Source organism: Actinoplanes sp. L3-i22 (genome assembly GCF_019704555.1).
In the GTDB taxonomy this organism is placed as follows: Bacteria; Actinomycetota; Actinomycetes; order Mycobacteriales; family Micromonosporaceae; genus Actinoplanes.
The window spans coordinates 3,376,667-3,394,185 of the sequence record NZ_AP024745.1; the positions used below are offsets into that span (position 1 = coordinate 3,376,667).

The window sequence follows — 17,519 nt, forward strand, 5'->3', positions numbered from 1 at the left end:
CCCGGTGGCCGGCGGGCTGATCGGGCTGGTGCTGACCGGCAGCGCCGCCCGGCTCGGGGTGGAGCCGTTCTTCATGGAGCTGATCGCCGGCATGGAGGAGGCGCTCGCCCCGGCCGGGTCGACGGTGCTGCTGCTGGTGGTGCCGGACCTGGCGGCCGAGCTGGCCACCTACCGCCGCTGGGCGGACGACCGGACGGTGGCCGCGGTGGTGGTGGTCAACCTGGTCCACGACGACGTGCGGCCGGCGCACGTGGCCGGGCTCGGCCTGCCCGCGGTCCTGGCCGGCCGGCACCCGGGGCCGTTCGCCAGGGTGGTGACCGACGACGCCGGGGCGATGACCACCGCGATCGAGACGCTCAGCGCGCTCGGGCACCGGGTGGTCGGGCGGGTCAGCGGCCCGGCCGACCTGCTGCACACCGCCGAGCGGACCAGCGCGATCCGGGCGGCGGCCGGTCGGCGCGGGGTGGCCGTCACGATCGTCGAGGGGGACTACAGCGCGGAGGGCGGCGTCCGCGGCCTGCGGGAGCTGCTGGCGTCGTCCCCGGCGCCGACCGCGATCGTCTTCGACAACGACGTGATGGCGGTCGCCGCCGAGCAGGAGCTGATCCGCTCCGGCGTGCCCGTCCCGGCCCGGGTCAGCCTGCTGGCCTGCGACGACTCGCCGCTGTGCGAGCTGGCCGTGCCGCCGCTGTCGGCACTCAGCACCGACGTCCACGAGCACGGGCTGACGCTGGGCCGGGCGGTCCTCGGGGTGCTCCGCGGCGAGCCGGGCCGTGAGCATCCGGGCCCGCTGATCAGCATCCGCCGCCGGGAGAGCACCGGCCCGGCCCCGGCCTGACCCCGGCCTGACTCCGGCCTGACTCTGGCCTGACCCCGCCGCCGGGGAGCGCCGGCCTGACCCCGCCGTTTTCATCATCTGCGGGTACGGGCATCGTCGCTCTGAGGCGTATGCCCAGCTCAGCGCGAGGGTGTCAAGTTTTGGTCGAGCGTTGCTCAACTTCTTCAGTGAAGATGGCCAATACGTTGTCGTGGGTACGGGGGTGCCGCACATGATCGTTGTTGTCGCTCTGACCGGCCTGGCGGCCGCGCTCGTCCTGCTCTGCTGGCCGTGGCCCGAGCGGGTGGCCCGGCAGGCCGCCGCGGCCCGGCCCGCGCCGCGCGGGCCGGAGCGGGCGCCGGACAGCCTGGAGGGCGTGCTCGCCACGCAACTGCTGTCCGGGGAGATCTCCGGCCCGCAGTACGTGCGCGCCCTGGAACGCATCGCTGCCCGGGATGAGCGACGTCACCCGTTGTCGGTCCCCCGGGATTGCCGACCGTGAGTAATCTGCGGCCGTGAGTACTGACAACGACCCGGCCCCGCCGTCACCGGACTGGGAGCTCGCCGGCCGGCGGGTGATCCGGTTCGCGGTGGCCTACGCCGTCGCGGCCGCGGCCGTGGTGCCGCTGTTCAACTGGGCCACCGCGCGGCCGTACGAGGGGATCGCGATCCCCGCGCTGCTGATCCTGGGGAACATCGTGACCCTGGCGCTGACCCTCGGCTCGCTGCTGGGGCTGCTGGTCTGCGTCGTGGTGTGGCTGGTGCAGACCTCGCGGCTGGAGTTCGGGGCGCCGGCCGGTGGGCACCTCGGATACTGGGGGATCGTCGGGTTCGGCCTGCTTCTGGTCGTCTCCTATCTGCAGCCGCCGGCTCTCGACCTGAACACCCGGCTGCTGATGGGCGCCGGGGAGCGGGTGCTCGGGGTGACCTTGCTGATCATCGGGGTGGCGCACACCCGGCGGTGGATCGGGCGGCGGGCCGGGGACTGGGCGCCGGACGATGCCGAGGTGCACCTGTCGAGCCGGCCCACCGCGGACGACTGGAAGACCGACTGGGACCCGGATGTGGCGCGGGACATCGAGCGGCGCCGGTCCCGCTGACCTCTCCCGCCGGTGCGCCGGCCGTGGGGGGGTGCCGCCCGTGGGAGTGCCGGCCGTGGGGCGTCGGCTGCCGCCGTACGTCGGCAATGGCGGCCTTGAGTGGTGGCGGCCCGGCGGTGGTCAGGCGTCCGGGGGACAAGAATTCTCGGTTTGCATGGTTGAGGTATAGACACAGTGCCTTCGTGGGTATCGGAGGCGCACCATGAGTGCCGAGGATGTGATCGCGATGCTTCTGTCCGTGCTGATCGCAGGAGTGATCGCCGCCTTGGCGCTCACGTTCTGGCCGCCGCGCCGGGGCGGTCCGTCGAGTGGTCCGTCGACCGGGCCCGGGCCGGTGTCGGCGGTGCTGCTGCCGATGTCGATCGTCGACGTGCTCGCCGAGTCGTCGGTGTCCCGCGCGGACAGCACCGAGGGGCTGCTGATCGTGCGGCTGCTCCGGGGCGAGCTGACCAGCGAGCAGTACCACGAGGCGATGGCGGCGGTGGCGGCCCGCGAGGAGACCCGCAACCCGATGCGCCTCCCCGGCGAGATCGGCCCCGCCACCGACTGACCCCGCCACCGGACCGACCCCGTCACCGACCGACCCCGTCACCGACCGATCCCGGCGCCGGCTGACGGCAGTCGGGAACCGCGCCGGAGCCGCGCGGTCCGCGGGCCTGGACGGCGGGACAGGCGCATCGTGCCCGCCGGGTTGGTGCGGCCGAGTGCTTCGGGCCGGGCGAGTGGATTGCGCGCCGGTCGGGCCGGGCGATCGTGCATGTGGGGTGGTGCGGAGGGGCACATCGCCGGGGTGCGGTAGTGCGGTCGCGCACATCGCCTGTGGTGGCCGGAGCCGGGGTGCGAGGGTGAGGGCCGGCGACGAGAGGGCGTGGGATGACGGAGATCGTGCTGATCCGGCACGGACAGACGGAGTGGAGCGCCAACGGGCGGCACACGTCTTTCACGGATCTTGAGCTGACCGCGGAGGGTGAGGCGCAGGCGCGCCGCGCCGGGGAGCGGCTCGGCGGCCGGAAGTTCGCGGCGGTGCTCGCCAGCCCGCGGAAGCGCGCGCTGCGGACGGCGGAGCTGGCCGGGTTGACCGTCACCGAGGTGACCGAGGACCTGGCCGAGTGGAACTACGGGGAGTACGAGGGGATCACCACCAAGCAGATCCGCGTCGACCGGCCGGACTGGTCGCTCTGGGCGGACGGCTGCCCGGGCGGCGAGTCGCCCGAGCAGATCGGGGCCCGGCTGGACCGGGTGCTGGACCGGGCGCGGGCGGTGGGTGGTGACGTCGCGCTGGTCGGGCACGGGCACAGCCTGCGGGTGACCGGGGCGCGCTGGATCGGCCTGCCGCCGAGCGCGGGCGGCCTGCTGAAGCTGGACACCGCGACGGTCTCGGTGCTCGGCTTCGAGCACGAGGTCGACCCGGTGATCAGCGCGTGGAACGCCCCCTGCTGATCGTTCTCATCGGGCGGCGGCGCTCGCTCTGATCGGGCGGGCGGCGCTTGTTATCACCGGGTGGGCGGCGCTCGTTTTCATCGGGTGGGCGGCGCTCGTTTTCATCGGGCGGGCGGCCTCGTGAGACAGGACGGTTGTCTCACGAGGCCGGCCCCGCCCGGTCACAGGGTGGCTCTGGTGTCGCCCGGACCGCGAGCGATCAGCAATTCTCCATCGGGGGCACGCTCCCATACTCCGGACGTGGCATTCCACACACGTCACATCCGGCTGCCGCTGGTCACCGCCACCGAGACCCCGGGCCGGTCACTCTCGTCGCGACGGGCGTCCCAGCCGGGCTGTAGGACAGTCGGATCTCGCGCGGACCGAGCTGCCCCGCGGCGTGCGGGTGACCGGCACAGCGGCGGTGAGCAGGACGATCTTGACAACCGGATCGAGTGTCATGCCTCTATGCTGACACGTGTAAGTAGTAAAGTCACCCCATGCCCGAGCCCCGCCGGATCACCAGCGCCGATGTCGCCCGCCGGGCCGGGGTCTCCCGCGCCACGGTCAGCTACGTCCTGAACGCCACCCCCGGCCAGAGCATCTCCCCGGCCACCCGCGACCGGGTCCGGAAAGCCGCCGCCGGGCTCGGCTACGCGCCGTCGGCCGCCGCCCGCGCGCTCCGCACCGGCCGCTCCGACGTGGTGCTCTGCCTGCTGCCGGACTGGCCGATCGGCAACGAGGTCGGCAACCTGCTCGGCAACCTGTCCACCGCGCTCGCCCGGGAGGGCCTGACCTTCGTCGCGCACCCGGGCAGCCGCGAGGACCGGCCGATCGCCGAGATCTGGAAGGCGATCACCCCGGCCGCGGTGCTGTCCTTCACCGACTTCTCCGACGACGAGACCGAGGCGATGCGGGCCGCCGGGGTCGCGCTGGTCGTCGCCCTGCTCGGCCGCGCCGGGCGGCACGGCCAGGAGCTCGAGGTACCACAGCGCCTGATCGGCCGCCGACAGGCGGAACACCTTTCCGGTACGGGGCATCGGCGGCTCGGGTACGCGTATCCCGATGACCCGCGCCTGCGGATCTTCGCCGAGCCCCGGCTGGCCGGCGTCCGGACGGTCGGCGAGCCGGTGGTCCGGACCGTTCCGCTCGACACCGAGCCGGCCGCCGCGGCCGTCGCCGGGTGGTGTGCCGACGGGGTGACCGGGATCTGCGCGTACAACGACGAGGTCGCCCTGGCCGTGCTGGCCGGTGCCCGCTCGCTGGGCCCGGCCGCGCCGTCCGGCCTGTCGGTGATCGGCGTCGACGACATCCCGGCGGCGCGGCTCGCGGTGCCGCCGCTGACCACCGTGACCACCGATCAGGGGACCCTAGCGGCGCATCTGGCACACACGATCGTGGCCGCGGTCGGGGGCCGGCCGGCCCCCGTTCTGGCCACGGATGACCTGGTCCGGGTGGTGGTGCGGGAGTCGGCGTGATCCTCTGGGCGGGCGCTGACAACCAACCCACAGGTACGGCACACGGCGCTTCAAGGTCCGGGGCGAATCGTGAAGTCATCACGAGGGACTCACCGAGGAGATGGCCACCATGATCGAGCAGCTGACCCGCGAGACCACCGCAGGCACTGGCACTCCCGCGTCGGCCGCCGATCCGGTCGTCGCCATCCTCGGCCAGCAGAGCCGGGTCGGCGCCCTGGCGCAATACCTTCCGTCCGGGTGGACGATGCGGGCGCCGAGCTCGATCGACGACGTCCGGCCCGGGGAGATCGTGCTGCTCAGCGGGGCACGGAGCGAGGACGTGAGCCGGGCCCGGGCGGTGCTGCCCCGGGCCAGCCGGGTGGTGGTGCTGATCGACGAGTGGGCGCCGGCCGAGCTGGTGGCCGGGGTGCTGACCGCCGGGGCGGACGTGTGCGTCCGGGGCGGGCATCCGGCGATCCTCGCCGGGCACCTGGTGGCCTGCCGGCGGCGGCAGCTGTCGGAGCGATGGGCGAACCTGGACCTGGCCCACACCGCGTGAGGCCCGGCTCCGGCCCGGTCCCGGCCCGGTCAGCGGGCGGCGAGCAGGTGGGCCATCTCGGTGCGGGAGCGGACGCCCAGGCGGGCGAAGACGTTCCGCAGGTGGTGGTCCACGGTCCGGGTGCTGAGGTGCAGCTCCTGGGCCACCTCCCGGTTGGTGGCGCCCTCGGCGACCAGGGTCGCGATCCGTTCCTGCTGGGCGGTGAGCGCCGCCTTCTCCGGCTCGGACCGCTCGCCGGGGCGCTCGCCGGCGGCGCGCAGCTCCCGGACGCTTTGCGCCGCCCACGGCTCCGCGCCCAGCAGCCGGAACGTCTCCGCCGCCCGCCGCAGATGCTCCCGCGCCGCCACGTGCCGCCGGCGGCGTCGTAGCAACCGCCCGTACAGCAACTCGGTGTGCGCCCGCGGGAACCCGCCCTCCCCGGCCCGCCGCAGCGCCGCGTGGAAGTGCGCCTCGGCCGCCTCGTCGTCCCGGGTCCGCAGCGCCCGGCACCGGTCCCGCAGCGCCAGCCAGCCGGCCTGCCCGGTCCGCCCGGCCCACTCGTCGAACGCGGCCGCCACCGGATTCAGCGCCGGCTCCGGCCCGGCCGCCTCCAGCAGATGCGGCACCACCGCGACCCGCAGCAGCACCGACCCGCGCCCGGGCGGCCCGGCCACCACCAGGCCCAGCCGTTCCGCCGCGACCCGGGACCGCCCGTCCACCAGATCGAGCAGGGCGAGCGCCCACTCACACAGCGGCCGCGCCTGATCGGTCCCGGTCGCGGCCCGGATCCGCGCCTGCCCGTCCGCACGGTCGCCGACCAGCGCCGCGAGCACCGCGAGCAGCCCCAGATGGGTCCCGGCCAGCGCGGTCTGCCCGGTGCTCCGGGCCACCGCCACCCCGTCGAGCGCCGCGGTCGTCGCCGCGTCGTAGTCCCCGGTCGCCATCCCGGCCAGCACCGCCAGCTCGAGCGCCCGCGGCACCAGACTGTGCGCGCCGGCCGCCCCGGCGAGGACCGCCGCCCGCCCGGCCGTCGCGGTCGCCCGCCGCGCGTCGCCGACCAGGATTCCCGCGGTGGCCGCCCGGATCAGCGGGATCGGGTCGGCCACGTCCCCGGCCAGGGCCAGTTCCAGCCGGAACCGCCCGAACGCGGCAGGCTCGTCCCCGCCGGCGATCGCGGCCAGGCCGGCCACGTGGTGGTAGGCCATCGTGACGGCGGGCGGCTCGTCCCCGCGTCGCGCGGCGGCCACCCGCCGGGCCAGCGCGGCGAATCGACGCTGTTCCCCGGGCAGACCGGCGGCCTCACCCGCCAGCGACAGCGCGTCCAGCGCGGCGGCCGGATCGGCGTCGGCGAGATTCGCGGCGACGTCCATCAGGATGTCGCGGGAGGCGGGGTCGTCCGGCCGCATCTCGGCGGCGAGCCCCCGCACCCGGACCAGCGTCCGAACCCGCGCCCGCCGGCCACCCTCACCCGCTCCGTCCTCACCCGGGCCGCACCCGCGTGTTCCGTCCTCACCCGCCCTGCCCTCACCCGCGCCGCACCGGCGTGTCCCGTCCTCGCGCGTTCCGCCCTCACTCGTTCCCGCCTGGCCCGCTCCGCTCTCGTGTGCTCGGTCGTCCCGCGTTTCGCGCGTGCCCGGGAGGCTCTCGCTTGCTTCGCAGGCGCTTGCTCCGGTGTCGCGCAGGAGTTGGGTGGCCTCGTGCGGGCGGCCGGCCAGCCATGCGGACCGGGCCGCGTGCAGCAGCGCGAAATCCCGGGCGCGGGGATCCGGGGTGAGCAGCGCCGCGTACCGGAAAGCCGCTGTTGCCCCGGACGGCGCGGCCTGCGCGGCCGCATCGGTGAGTTCGGCGGCGAGCGCGAGGTCCACGCTGGTCGCGGCGGCCGCGCGGTGCAGGAGGGCGTCGAGCCGCCGGCCGCGAGCGGCCGAGACCCCAGCGAGGGCGAGGTGCGCTGTCCGGCGCGCGATCGCCGGCATTTCGCGGTACGCCACCACGCGCGCGACCGGTGATCCGAAGCGGACATGATCCCCCTCGACCGTGATCAGCCCCGCCTGTTCGGCCGCCAGCAGATCACCCAGCCCGTCGTCGGCGGGCAGCGGCCCAGGAAGCCCGTCGTCGGCGGACGGCAGCAGGCCGGGAAGCCCGTCGTCGGAGGCCGGCAGGAGGCCGGAAGGCACGTCGTCGGCGGACGGCAGCGGGCCGGGAAGCACGAACGGCAGCGTGGCGGCGTCGGCGGCGGCGAGCGGATCGGGGATCGGGGGCGACGGGGTGGTGGCGAGCAGGTCTTGCGGCGGGGGCGCTGGAGTGGTGGCGTGCGCGGTGGGCAACGAGGTGGCCGCGTGGGCGGCGAGCAGGTCGGGGAGCGGAGCCGGGGGATCGGCGGCGGCCAGCAACAACAGTCGGCGGGTGGCCGGCGGAAGCGCGGCGAACTCGGCGTGCAACCGACGGCGGAGCCGGCTGCCCGGCGGCAGGTCGTCCGGCAACTGGGCGTATCCACGGCGCTGGGCCGGCGAGAGCGACCTGGCCAGATCGACCAGCGCGGCCGGATTGCCGCCGCACAGCCCGATCAGCCCGATCGCCACGTCGTCGGCGAGGTCCGGGGCGTGGGCGTCCAGCAGGAGGCGGGACTCCTCCGGGGACAGCGGCCCGAGATGGCGGGCCGGGAAGAGCGACAGCCCGGGCGGCCCGGCGGCCAGGAAGGCGATCCGATCGCCACCCACGCGACGGGCGGCATACGCGATGACCCGCAGGGACGGGGCATCGAGCAGGTGCGCGTCGTCCAGGAGGCAGAGCAGCGGGCGGTGGGCTGACGCCGTACGCAAGGAATGAAGCAGGGAATCGCCCAGGGTGACCAGATCGCCGGGTTGAAAGTTTCCGCAATCGGCGAGCCGGCCCAGCGCGGCGAGCGGCAGCTCACGCTCGGCGGCCCAGCCCGGAACACTGCGCACCGCCCACCCACCGACCTGCCCCGGAACCTCACGACCCGCCCGGTCGGGTGCGTGGCCCGAAACCTCGCGGATCGCGCGGTCGGCGACCTGGCCCGGAACCTCGCGGATCGCCTGGCCGGCGGCGTGGCGCGCGGCCGAGCGCAGGAGCGTGCTCCGGCCGGAGCCCGGCGCCCCGCAGATCAGGAGCGCACCACCCCGACCGGCCGCGGCGGCACGCAGCAGGCGCTCAACTTCCTGCACTAAAGGTGCATGAAACATGCCGGAAGTCTGGCCCGCAACGCCCCGAACCGAAAGAAGAACGTCAATGTCGTGCACAGGATGAAATTTCCGGGATGTTGCGGTGCGATGAACGCGCCACCGATGCGCGGCCCACGACGGGCTGGCGAGGATCGCGGCCGGCGGCGAGTGCCGTCCCCAGCCTACCGCCGCCGTCCACCCTGGTCACTCGGCCGAAAGACGGGTCCTGGCCAGGCGTTTCCTTGCGTAGGGTCGGTCACCGTCGCCGACCTGTGGAGGAATCCTGAACGTCGAAGACGTGCACCTGGCCCGCCTGCGCGGCCTGGGGACGAACCCGGCAATCCCCGACGACCTCTTCCGCCGGGTGCTCGACCACCCCGGGTCGGCGAGCTGGCTCCCCGGTTGGCTGATCACGAGCCGCGACCGGTGGACCGACGCGTCGTTCGCCGCCGTCGCCGCCCACCCCGATCCGGCGATCCGCGCGAAGCTGGCCCGGTCCTGGCACAGTTCCGGCGCGCAGCGAGCCCGCCTGGTGGACGATCCGGACGTCACGGTGCGCATCGCGCTCGCGGCCGGGCCGGAGGGGCCGTCCGAGCCGATGCCCGCCGAGGCGTACCGGCGGCTGGCCACCGATCCGGACCGCCGGGTGTGGCGCCGCCTGTGGATCTCGGACTCGCTGCCTGACGTGGCGGGCGCCGTCCTGGCCACTCTCGACCATCCCGTCACCGGGCGCAGGGAGCCGCAGGAGGTCGGGCCGGCGGCGGCGCCGCGGTTCGGCGGCCTGCCCGCGGACGCACCCGGCGACGTGGTGCTCCGCGCGTTTCTGGAGAGCCGCTCGATCAAACGGGACGAGCTGCTGCGGCATCCGGCGTTTCCGCGGACCGACCTGGTCCGGCACGCCGATTCGCCGGACTGGGAGGCCCGCGCCCTGGTCCCGATGGATCCGGGAGCGTCGGCGGAGCTGATCGACCGGCTGAGCCGGGACGAGCATCCGTGGGTCCGTGCCCGGGCCGCGGCCGACGGGCGGCTGAGCGTCGCGCGGGTGCTGGAACTGCTGGCCGACGAGGTGACCGCCGAGTCGGCCGCGAGCAACCCGGGCCTGCCGCGCGAGGTGATGGAGCGCATCGTGGCGACGGGCGGGGCGGATCCTCCGTACCCGGAAATCGGTGGTCTTTGAAACGAGAACGACCGTGCCGGCATCGTCACGACGGGGGGACGAACGATGCCGGCACGGTGGTCTGGTGGTGGGTTACGAGGTGGCGGTGGCTGTCGGCTGCAGCACCTTGCAGGTCTCGATCGCCTTCTTGGTGGTGGCGTCCGACGTGTTCAGGTTCGCGGTGTCGGTCACGCCGTTCTTCTTGAGGCAGTCGGTGTACGCCGCGTTCGCGCCGCCGCCGCCGTTGCCCCGGCCGTTGCCGCCGCCGAAGCTGGGCCGCACCGAGGCGCACGCCTCCTGGGCCTTCTGCCAGGTCGCGTCGTCCACGTTGTCCGGCTTCTGGAAGCCGCCGCCGCCACCGGGGAAGCCGCCGCCGCCACGGGCTCCGGCGCTGCCGGAGGGCCGGGGCTCACCGGAGGCCCGCCCGGCGAAGGAGGGCCGGGCACCGCCGGAGGGACGCATGCCGGTGCCGCCGGACGGCATCGTGATCGTGACGCCGTTCTTCGCGAGGCAGTCGGTGTACGCCGTGAACGCCGCGTTGTTGCCGCCGCCGTTCTGGCCGGTCGTGCCGCTTGCCGAGCTGCTGTCGTCCTTGCTGCCGCACGCCGCGGTGAAAGCGACCGAAACGAACGCCACCGCCGCGCACGCCGCGGCCCGGCGGGCCACCTTCGACTTGTTCACCGGCACAGGCGTCTCCTCCATCGACACGGACCCGCCTCCTTTTTGCTCGGGCGGGCACGACGGCAAAGGAAACCCGGCGTTCCTATGCGCAAGGTCGGACCAGCCTAGGAATTGCCTTTGAGGCCGCTCCCGGAGCTCCTAGGGAACTCCGAGGCAGGACCGAGCCCGCGGCGAGGACGACTGGCCACACTCCCTGACCATGGGTGTTGTACTGGCCGGTCGCCGGCGATGGATCTGGCTCGGCGTTGCGGTCGTCGTGCTCGCGTTGCTCGCCTATGGCGTGGTGCGTGCGCTGACGGCGGACGGCGCCGAGGAGTCGAAGGCGGCCGAGACCGTCGCGGTGGACAAGGGCGCGGTGACCACCGAGGTGGCCACCACCGGGACGCTGGCGGCGGCGCAGACCCGCAGCCTGTCGTTCGCGGTGGACGGCACGGTCGAGACGGTCAAGGTCCGCGCCGGTACGACGGTGACCGCCGGCCAGGCCCTCGCCACGGTCGACGACACCGACGCGAAGCAGGCGGTCACCGACGCGCAGGACGCGCTGGACACCGCCGAGGACGCGCTCGACACGGCGGAGAACGCGAGTTCGACGACGTCCACGTCGACCACCGGGTGCAACGCGGCCGCCGCGTACCGGTTGCAGACGACCGCCACGCCGACCGCGACCGCGAGCGCCTCGGCGTCGCCCAGCGCGACCGCCACGGCGAGCCCGTCGGCGACGGCCACCAAGACCGCGACCACCAAGCCCACCGCGACCAAGACCACCAGCGGCGGCAAGACCGGCACCGGTACGGGCTCCGGCACCGGCACGTGTTCCGGGAGCGGCACCAGCAGCGGCGGCGGCCAGCAGGGCGGCAGCCAGAACAGCAGCACCGACGCCATCCTCAGCGCGCAGCAGCGGGTCAACTCGGCCGAGGTCGCCCTGGACGAGGCCGAGGACGCCCTGGACGGCGCCACCATCACCGCGCCGATCGCCGGCCGGATCCTCACCGTCAGCGGCAAGGTCGGCAGCCAGGTCAGCTCCGGGTCGGCGTTCATCACCCTGGCCGACATCTACGACATGCAGATCACCGCCTCCTTCCCGGAGGCCGACGCGGATCACCTGGCGGTCAAGCAGAAGGCGGTGATCACCCTGGCCGACAAGCCGGGCGAGACCTTCGACGCCACCCTGGTGGTGGTCGACCCGGTCGGGACCAGCGACGGCACCCTGACCACGTTCGGCGTGGTGCTCTCCTTCGTCGACGCGCCCAAGGACCTGCTGGTCGGGCAGAGCGCGCAGGTGAAGGTGACCACCGGCAGCAAGGCGGACGTGGTGCGGGTGCCCAGCACGGCGGTGCACGACGTCTCCGGGACGTCGGCCACCGTGCAGAAGGGCGGCACCGAGGCGAAGGTGGAGATCGGCCTCCGCGGCGACCAGTACACTGAGATCACCTCTGGGTTGACGGAGGGTGACGTGGTGTCCCGCTCCTGGTAAAAGACAGCGGTCTCATAGCTGATTCAAAGAAAACGTTGATAAATCTTTGCGGTGCTTTCCGAAACCCGTTACTCCATGACCGTCGGTGACACGTCGGCGCGGGCCACCCGCGTTCTCGTCGTGGACGACGAGCCGAACATCTCCGCGCTGCTCAGCCAGACGCTGCGGCTCGTCGCCTTCGACGTCCGGGTCGCCGAGACCGGGCACTCCGCCCTGGTGGCGGTGGCCGAGTTCGAGCCCGACCTGATCGTGCTCGACGTGATGCTGCCGGACGTGGACGGGTTCGAGGTCGCCCGGCGGCTGCGCGCCGCCGGGTCGCGGACCCCGGTGCTCTTCCTCACCGCACGTGACGCGGTCGAGGACCGGATCCTGGGGCTCTCGGCCGGTGCCGACGACTACGTCACCAAGCCGTTCAGCCTCGAGGAGGTCGTGCTACGAATCCGCGCGATCCTGCGGCGCAGCCAGCCGGAGGAACCGAAACCGGACACCGGGGTGTTCCGGTACGCCGACCTGGAATTGGACGAGGACGCTCACGAGGTACGCCGGGCGGGCCGTCTGATCGAGCTGTCGCCGACGGAGTTCAACCTGCTCCGCTACCTGATGATCAACGCCGGTCGAGTGGTGTCCAAGGCCCAGATCCTGGACCGGGTGTGGAAGTACGACTTCGGCGGGGACGGGCGGATCGTCGAGTCGTACGTCTACTATCTGCGCCGGAAGATCGACAAGACCGAGCCGGCACTGATCCACACCGTCCGGGGAGTGGGGTACGCCTTGAGACTGCCCCGCAGCGGAGAAGAGTGATCCGGCGCCGATTGCCGTGGAGTCGCTGGACGCTTCGGTCCCGTCTCGTCCTGGTGGTCGGCATCCTCGCCGCGATCGCCCTGGTCGCCGCGAACGTCGCCGGTTTCCTGCTGATCCGCTACTACCTGCAGGACCGGATCGATCAGCAGCTCACCGGCATGACCCGGTTCGCGACGCAGCAGCCGGAGGGCAACGTCGTACCCCGGAACCGGTTCTTCCGGGTCGGGCCGGATCAGATCACCTATCTGTATCTGGCCGACGGCACCCTGGACACGGCGCGCACCACCCCGGCCGACACCTCCCGCCCGGCCATCCCGCCGTTCACCGAGCTGGCGGCGCGGGCCGCGGCCCCGAAGCCGTACACGATCTCCAGCCCGAACGGCACCGACTGGCGGGTGATCGCCATCCCGGTCGGCGAGACCGGCGGCTACGCCCTGTTCGGCTCCTCGCTCGACGAGGTGCGGCAGACCACCGACCAGCTGCTGACCATCGACGCCGGCGTGATGCTGCTGATCCTGGCGTTGCTCGGGCTGGGCGCCGCCTGGGTGGTCCGGATCGGACTGCGCCCGCTCACCGAGATGGAGCACACGGCCGCGGACATCTCCGGCGGTGATCTCTCCCAGCGGGTGCCCGGCGCCGACCCGCACACCGAGCCCGGCCGGCTCGGCCTGGCGCTCAACTCGATGCTCGCCCGGATCGAGGGCGAGGCCCGCGCCCGGACCGCGTCCGAGCAGCGGCTCCGGCAGTTCGTCGCGGACGCCTCGCACGAGCTGCGCACCCCGCTCACCTCGATCCGCGGCTTCGCCGAGCTGTACCGGCGCGGCGGCGCCCCGCCCGGCGAGATGCTGGACGAGACGATGAGCCGGATCGAGGCCGAGGCGGCCCGGATGGGCGTGCTCGTCGAGGACCTGCTGATGCTGGCCCGCCTGGACCAGCAGCGCACCCGGGAGCTGCGCCGGATCGACCTGCTGGAGATCGCCGCCGACACCATCCGGGACGCGCACGCGCGGGTGCCCGGGCGCAAGGTGCTGCTCTCCGGGCTCAGCGACGACGAGGAGACGTTCGAGCCGGCCACCGTGCTCGGCGACGACCACGGGCTGCGGCAGGTGGCCACCAACCTGGTCGCCAACGCGCTCAACCACACGCCGGCCGGCACCCAGGTCACGGTCCGGGTCGGGCATCAGCTCGCCGGCCGGGCCGAGGGCGCTGCGGCGTGCTCCGGACCGATCACCGTCAGTGAAGGTTTGCCGGTGGCGGTGCTGGAGATCGAGGACGACGGGCCGGGCGTCCCGGCCGAGCACGCGCCGCGGATCTTCGAGCGGCTGTACCGCGCGGATCAGAGCCGGAACCGGGCCAGGGGCGGCGGATCCGGGCTGGGCCTGGCCATCGTCGCGGCGATAGTGCAGGGTCACGGCGGCTGGATCGAGCTGCACGAGACGCCCGGCGGCGGGGCGACCTTCCGGGTCCTGCTGCCGGCGATCAGCGACGCTTTCTGAAGACGCTTTCGGAAAGAGTCACTCGGCGCAGAGATTCAAAGCTGGCTCCGAGGTTCCGCCGAATCTCCTCCAAGGCCGCACCCCGAGAGTGTGCGGCATGAAGGTACGCCTGAGCCGCCACCCGTCTTTGGTGGTCAACGCCGTGATCGGCGTCGTGCTCGTCGCCGGGGCCATCACGGTGTACGAGACATTTTCCTCCTCCGATGACGGGGGAACGGCCGCCGTTGCCTCCGAACGCACGGTCTCGGTCCAGACGGGCACGGTCACCAAGACCGTGACCGCGGACGGCACCGTGGAGAGCGCGAGCACCGCCAGCGCCAGTTTCGAGACCAGTGGCACGGTCACCGCGATCAGCGTCAAGGTCGGCGACAAGGTCAAGAAGGGCCAGGTGCTGGCGAAGGTCGACCCGGCCGCGGCCAAGCGGACCCTGGCCGAGGCCGAGGCGAACCTGGACGCCGCGAACGACTCGCTGGACCGCGCCGAGAGCGCCGGCTCGGACACCACCGACGCGCAGAACTCGGTCGACTCGGCCGAGCTCGCCGTCACGGACGCCGAGGCCGGGGTCACCGGCACGGTGCTGAAGGCGCCGATGGCCGGCACCGTCACCTCGGTCGGTGGCACGGTCGGCAGCTCGGCCTCCGGCACCGGGTCGTCCTCGTCGAGCGGCTCCTCCGGCGGCTCGCAGGGCGGTGGCTCCACCAGCTCGTCCTCGTCGTCCTCGTCGACCGGCTTCATCGAGATCGCCGACCTGACCAAGATGCAGGTCGCCGCGAGCTTCGCCGAGGCGGACGCCACCAAGCTCAAGGAGAAGCAGGCCGCCACGGTCACCTGGAACGCGCTCAGCGGCACCAGCGAGACCGCCAAGGTCACCGCGATCGACCCGTCCGGCTCGACCTCGAACAGCGTGGTCACCTACGGCGTCACGCTGACCCTGGACAAGGTGCCGACCGGCGTCAAGGTCGGCCAGACCGTCTCGGTCGTGGTCACCACCGGCTCCAAGGAGAACGTCGTCGCGGTCAACTCGGCGGCGATCACCACGGCCGGCAACCGGCACACGGTGACCGTGGTCGCCAACGGCACGCAGGAGAACCGCTCGGTCGAGATCGGCCTGGAGGGCGACTCGACCACCGAGATCACCTCCGGCCTGACCGCGGGCGAGAGCGTGGTCGTCAAGACCACCTCGACCAGCAGCGGCAGCAGCACCCAGCAGGGTGGCGCGGGCTTCGGCGCCGGTGGCGGGAACTTCGGCGGCGGCGGCAACTTCGGCGGCGGCGCGGCACCGGGTGGCGGACGATGAGCCGGCCGGTCCTCGAGGTGCAAGACCTCAAGAAGATCTACGGTACGGGCGAGGCCACCGTGCACGCCCTGCGCGGCGCGTCGATGACCGTCTACCGCGGTGACTACGTCGCCATCATGGGCTCGTCCGGCTCCGGCAAGTCGACCCTGATGAACATCCTCGGCGCGCTGGACGTCCCCACCTTCGGGTCGTACAAGCTGGACGGCGTGGAGGTGGGCACCCTCTCGGACAGCCAGCTCGCGCTCGCCCGCAACCGGCTCATCGGATTCATCTTCCAGGCCTTCAACCTCATTCCCCGTACGACGGCGGTGGCCAACGTGGAGCTGCCGCTCGCGTACGCCGGGGTCAAACCCAAGGAGCGCCGCCGGCGGGCGATGGCCGCGCTGGACATCGTCGGCCTCGCCGACCGGGCCGGGCACGAGCCGAACCAGCTCTCCGGCGGTCAGCAGCAGCGGGTCGCGGTGGCCCGGGCGCTGGTCACCGAGCCGGCCCTGCTGCTCGCCGACGAGCCCACCGGCAACCTGGACAGCAAGTCCACCGACGACGTGCTGCAGGTCTTCGACGACCTGAGCGCGGCCGGCCGGACCATCGTGATCATCACGCACGAGGACGAGGTCGGCGCCCGCGCCAAGCGGCTGATCCGCCTGGTCGACGGCTCGATCGTGACCGACGTGCGGCAGTCCCCGATCGAGCTCGCGCCGGTCGGCGCGGCCGCGGCGCACGCCAAGGTGCAGGGGGTGGCCGCCGGTCACCTCGCGGCCGGGCACGGCACCGTGGCCCGGGCGTCCGGGCCCACCGGCACCACCTACGGCTCGGCGTCCCCCTACGCACCCCCGGTCGGGCGGCACAACGCATGAGCTTTTTCGAGGTAATCCGGTTCTCTTTGCGCGGGCTCTCGGCGAACAAGCTGCGCTCGGCGCTCACCATGCTCGGCATCCTGATCGGTGTCGCCGCGGTGATCCTGCTGGTCGCGGTCGGCAACGGCTCGGCCAAGGCGATCAGCGACCGGATCGAGGCGCTGGGCACCAACACGATCACCGTGATGAGCACCGGCCGCGGCGGGTCGTCCAGCACCGCCCTGACCAAGAAGATGTCCGACGCGCTGATCAACCCGGAGCTCGCCCCGGACATCAAGTCGGTCTCGCCGGTGGTGAGCGCGTCGTCGGCGACCATGACGTACGAGGGCACCGACCACTCGGTCAGCACGTTCGTCGGCACCACGAAGGACTGGTTCGGCGCGTCCAGCACCCCGGTCGAGAAGGGCGCGTCGTTCACCGAGGACGACGTCACCCAGGGCCGCCGGGTCGTGGTGATCGGGCAGACCGTCGCCGAGGAGCTGTTCCCCGGCATCGACCCGATCGACAAGCAGGTCACCGTGAGCGGCGCGCTGTTCACCGTGGTCGGCGTGCTGAAGGAGAAGAGCTCCACCGGCTTCCAGGACTCCAACGACACCGCGGTCGCCCCGCTCACCGCGGTGCAGCAGGTCCTGGCCGGCTACGGCTCGCTCACCTCGATCATCGTCGAGGCCAAGGACCCGGACAAGGTCGACGCGGTGCAGAGCGAGGTCTCCACGATCCTCAACCAGCAGCTGAACGTGAAGTCGACGACCTCCTCGTCCCGTAGCGGCAGTGGCGGCAACAGCGGCACCAGCAGCACGCCGTACCGGATCCAGAACGCCTCCTCGCTGCTGGAGACGCAGACCGAGACCGCCGACACGTTCACCACCCTGCTCGGGGCGGTGGCCGCGATCAGTCTGCTGGTCGGCGGCATCGGCATCACCAACATCATGCTGGTCACGGTGACCGAGCGGACCCGGGAGATCGGCATCCGCAAGGCGCTCGGCGCACCCCGCCGGGTGATCCTGACCCAGTTCCTGATCGAGGCGACCCTGCTGAGTGTGCTCGGCGGCGCCCTCGGCGTGGCCGCCGCCCTGATCGGCAGCCATTTCACGATCGTCGGCGTGAAACCGGTGATCGTGCCCAGTTCGATCGGGCTCGCCGTCGGTGTGTCCGTCGCGATCGGGCTGTTCTTCGGCGGCCTGCCCGCCGCCCGCGCCGCCCGCCTGCGTCCCATCGACGCGCTGCGCTACGAGTGAGGACTG

Annotated in this window: 16 protein-coding genes; 14 read left to right on the plus strand and 2 right to left on the minus strand. The window is 73.0% G+C overall.

The features are described 5' to 3' along the window. The first annotated feature begins 4 nt into the window (after positions 1-4). The 7 genes from L3i22_RS14925 (at position 5) to L3i22_RS14955 (ending at position 5,352) form a co-directional block, all read left to right on the plus strand. Positions 5-838 carry a LacI family DNA-binding transcriptional regulator gene (locus L3i22_RS14925; protein ID WP_221327564.1) on the plus strand — a complete coding sequence of 278 codons (834 nt, stop codon included), beginning with the start codon at positions 5-7 and terminating at the stop codon, positions 836-838. A gap of 211 nt (positions 839-1,049) precedes the next feature. Next, entirely contained in the window at positions 1,050-1,319 is a 270-nt protein-coding gene (locus L3i22_RS14930) for a hypothetical protein (protein WP_221327565.1), read from the plus strand. A gap of 13 nt (positions 1,320-1,332) precedes the next feature. Further along, a complete protein-coding gene (locus tag L3i22_RS14935; protein ID WP_221327566.1) occupies positions 1,333-1,917 on the plus strand; it encodes a hypothetical protein in 585 nt (194 codons plus the stop codon). Between the two features lie 202 nt (positions 1,918-2,119). Next, on the plus strand, positions 2,120-2,467 hold the full coding sequence (locus tag L3i22_RS14940; RefSeq protein WP_221327567.1) for a hypothetical protein: 348 nt from the start codon (positions 2,120-2,122) through the stop codon (positions 2,465-2,467). A gap of 323 nt (positions 2,468-2,790) precedes the next feature. Beyond that, on the plus strand, positions 2,791-3,357 hold the full coding sequence (locus L3i22_RS14945; RefSeq protein ID WP_221327568.1) for a histidine phosphatase family protein: 567 nt from the start codon (positions 2,791-2,793) through the stop codon (positions 3,355-3,357). A 479-nt stretch (positions 3,358-3,836) separates the two neighbouring features. Beyond that, entirely contained in the window at positions 3,837-4,814 is a 978-nt protein-coding gene (locus L3i22_RS14950; protein ID WP_221327569.1) for a LacI family DNA-binding transcriptional regulator, read from the plus strand. 109 nt (positions 4,815-4,923) lie between these two features. Next, entirely contained in the window at positions 4,924-5,352 is a 429-nt protein-coding gene (locus L3i22_RS14955) for a hypothetical protein (protein WP_221327570.1), read from the plus strand. 29 nt (positions 5,353-5,381) lie between these two features. On the opposite strand, the gene L3i22_RS54330 is transcribed toward L3i22_RS14955, so the two are convergent. Further along, positions 5,382-8,516: a LuxR C-terminal-related transcriptional regulator gene (locus L3i22_RS54330; RefSeq protein WP_221327571.1), complete on the minus strand. Its 3,135-nt coding sequence runs from the start codon at positions 8,514-8,516 to the stop codon at positions 5,382-5,384. A gap of 295 nt (positions 8,517-8,811) precedes the next feature. On the opposite strand from L3i22_RS54330, the gene L3i22_RS14965 reads away from it, so the two are divergent. Further along, on the plus strand, positions 8,812-9,690 hold the full coding sequence (locus tag L3i22_RS14965; protein ID WP_221327572.1) for a hypothetical protein: 879 nt from the start codon (positions 8,812-8,814) through the stop codon (positions 9,688-9,690). 72 nt (positions 9,691-9,762) lie between these two features. On the opposite strand, the gene L3i22_RS14970 is transcribed toward L3i22_RS14965, so the two are convergent. Beyond that, on the minus strand, positions 9,763-10,371 hold the full coding sequence (locus tag L3i22_RS14970) for a hypothetical protein (protein WP_255658241.1): 609 nt from the start codon (positions 10,369-10,371) through the stop codon (positions 9,763-9,765). 178 nt (positions 10,372-10,549) lie between these two features. Between L3i22_RS14970 and L3i22_RS14975 the strand changes: the two genes are divergently transcribed. From L3i22_RS14975 to L3i22_RS15000, 6 genes are all read left to right on the plus strand, one after another. Then, positions 10,550-11,824, plus strand: coding sequence for an efflux RND transporter periplasmic adaptor subunit (locus L3i22_RS14975; protein ID WP_221327573.1), 1,275 nt, complete (start codon positions 10,550-10,552; stop codon positions 11,822-11,824). Between the two features lie 75 nt (positions 11,825-11,899). Next, on the plus strand, positions 11,900-12,625 hold the full coding sequence (locus L3i22_RS14980; protein ID WP_221327574.1) for a response regulator transcription factor: 726 nt from the start codon (positions 11,900-11,902) through the stop codon (positions 12,623-12,625). Continuing rightward, positions 12,622-14,121, plus strand: coding sequence for a cell wall metabolism sensor histidine kinase WalK (locus tag L3i22_RS14985; protein ID WP_255658244.1), 1,500 nt, complete (start codon positions 12,622-12,624; stop codon positions 14,119-14,121). The genes L3i22_RS14980 and L3i22_RS14985 overlap by 4 nt, the downstream gene beginning before the upstream one ends. Positions 14,122-14,218: 97 nt before the next feature. Next, entirely contained in the window at positions 14,219-15,418 is a 1,200-nt protein-coding gene (locus L3i22_RS14990) for an efflux RND transporter periplasmic adaptor subunit (protein ID WP_221327575.1), read from the plus strand. Continuing rightward, the gene (locus tag L3i22_RS14995; RefSeq protein ID WP_221327576.1) at positions 15,415-16,275 is read left to right on the plus strand and encodes an ABC transporter ATP-binding protein; all 861 of its coding nucleotides are present in this window, start codon (positions 15,415-15,417) and stop codon (positions 16,273-16,275) included. The genes L3i22_RS14990 and L3i22_RS14995 overlap by 4 nt, the downstream gene beginning before the upstream one ends. After that, positions 16,272-17,513 carry an ABC transporter permease gene (locus L3i22_RS15000; RefSeq protein WP_221327577.1) on the plus strand — a complete coding sequence of 414 codons (1,242 nt, stop codon included), beginning with the start codon at positions 16,272-16,274 and terminating at the stop codon, positions 17,511-17,513. The genes L3i22_RS14995 and L3i22_RS15000 overlap by 4 nt, the downstream gene beginning before the upstream one ends. The last annotated feature ends 6 nt before the right edge of the window (positions 17,514-17,519 follow it).

Excerpts from the sequence above, each read along its gene's own strand:
- L3i22_RS14930 (WP_221327565.1), top strand. The coding sequence starts at position 1,050 with ATGATCGTTGTTGTCGCTCTGACCGGCCTGGCGGCCGCGCTCGTCCTG.
- L3i22_RS14940 (WP_221327567.1), top strand. The coding sequence starts at position 2,120 with ATGAGTGCCGAGGATGTGATCGCGATGCTTCTGTCCGTGCTGATCGCA.
- L3i22_RS14945 (WP_221327568.1), top strand. The coding sequence starts at position 2,791 with ATGACGGAGATCGTGCTGATCCGGCACGGACAGACGGAGTGGAGCGCC.
- L3i22_RS14950 (WP_221327569.1), top strand. The coding sequence starts at position 3,837 with ATGCCCGAGCCCCGCCGGATCACCAGCGCCGATGTCGCCCGCCGGGCC.
- L3i22_RS14955 (WP_221327570.1), top strand. The coding sequence starts at position 4,924 with ATGATCGAGCAGCTGACCCGCGAGACCACCGCAGGCACTGGCACTCCC.
- L3i22_RS14970 (WP_255658241.1), bottom strand. The coding sequence starts at position 10,371 with ATGGAGGAGACGCCTGTGCCGGTGAACAAGTCGAAGGTGGCCCGCCGG.
- L3i22_RS14975 (WP_221327573.1), top strand. The coding sequence starts at position 10,550 with ATGGGTGTTGTACTGGCCGGTCGCCGGCGATGGATCTGGCTCGGCGTT.
- L3i22_RS14980 (WP_221327574.1), top strand. The coding sequence starts at position 11,900 with ATGACCGTCGGTGACACGTCGGCGCGGGCCACCCGCGTTCTCGTCGTG.
- L3i22_RS14990 (WP_221327575.1), top strand. The coding sequence starts at position 14,219 with ATGAAGGTACGCCTGAGCCGCCACCCGTCTTTGGTGGTCAACGCCGTG.
- L3i22_RS14995 (WP_221327576.1), top strand. The coding sequence starts at position 15,415 with ATGAGCCGGCCGGTCCTCGAGGTGCAAGACCTCAAGAAGATCTACGGT.
- L3i22_RS15000 (WP_221327577.1), top strand. The coding sequence starts at position 16,272 with ATGAGCTTTTTCGAGGTAATCCGGTTCTCTTTGCGCGGGCTCTCGGCG.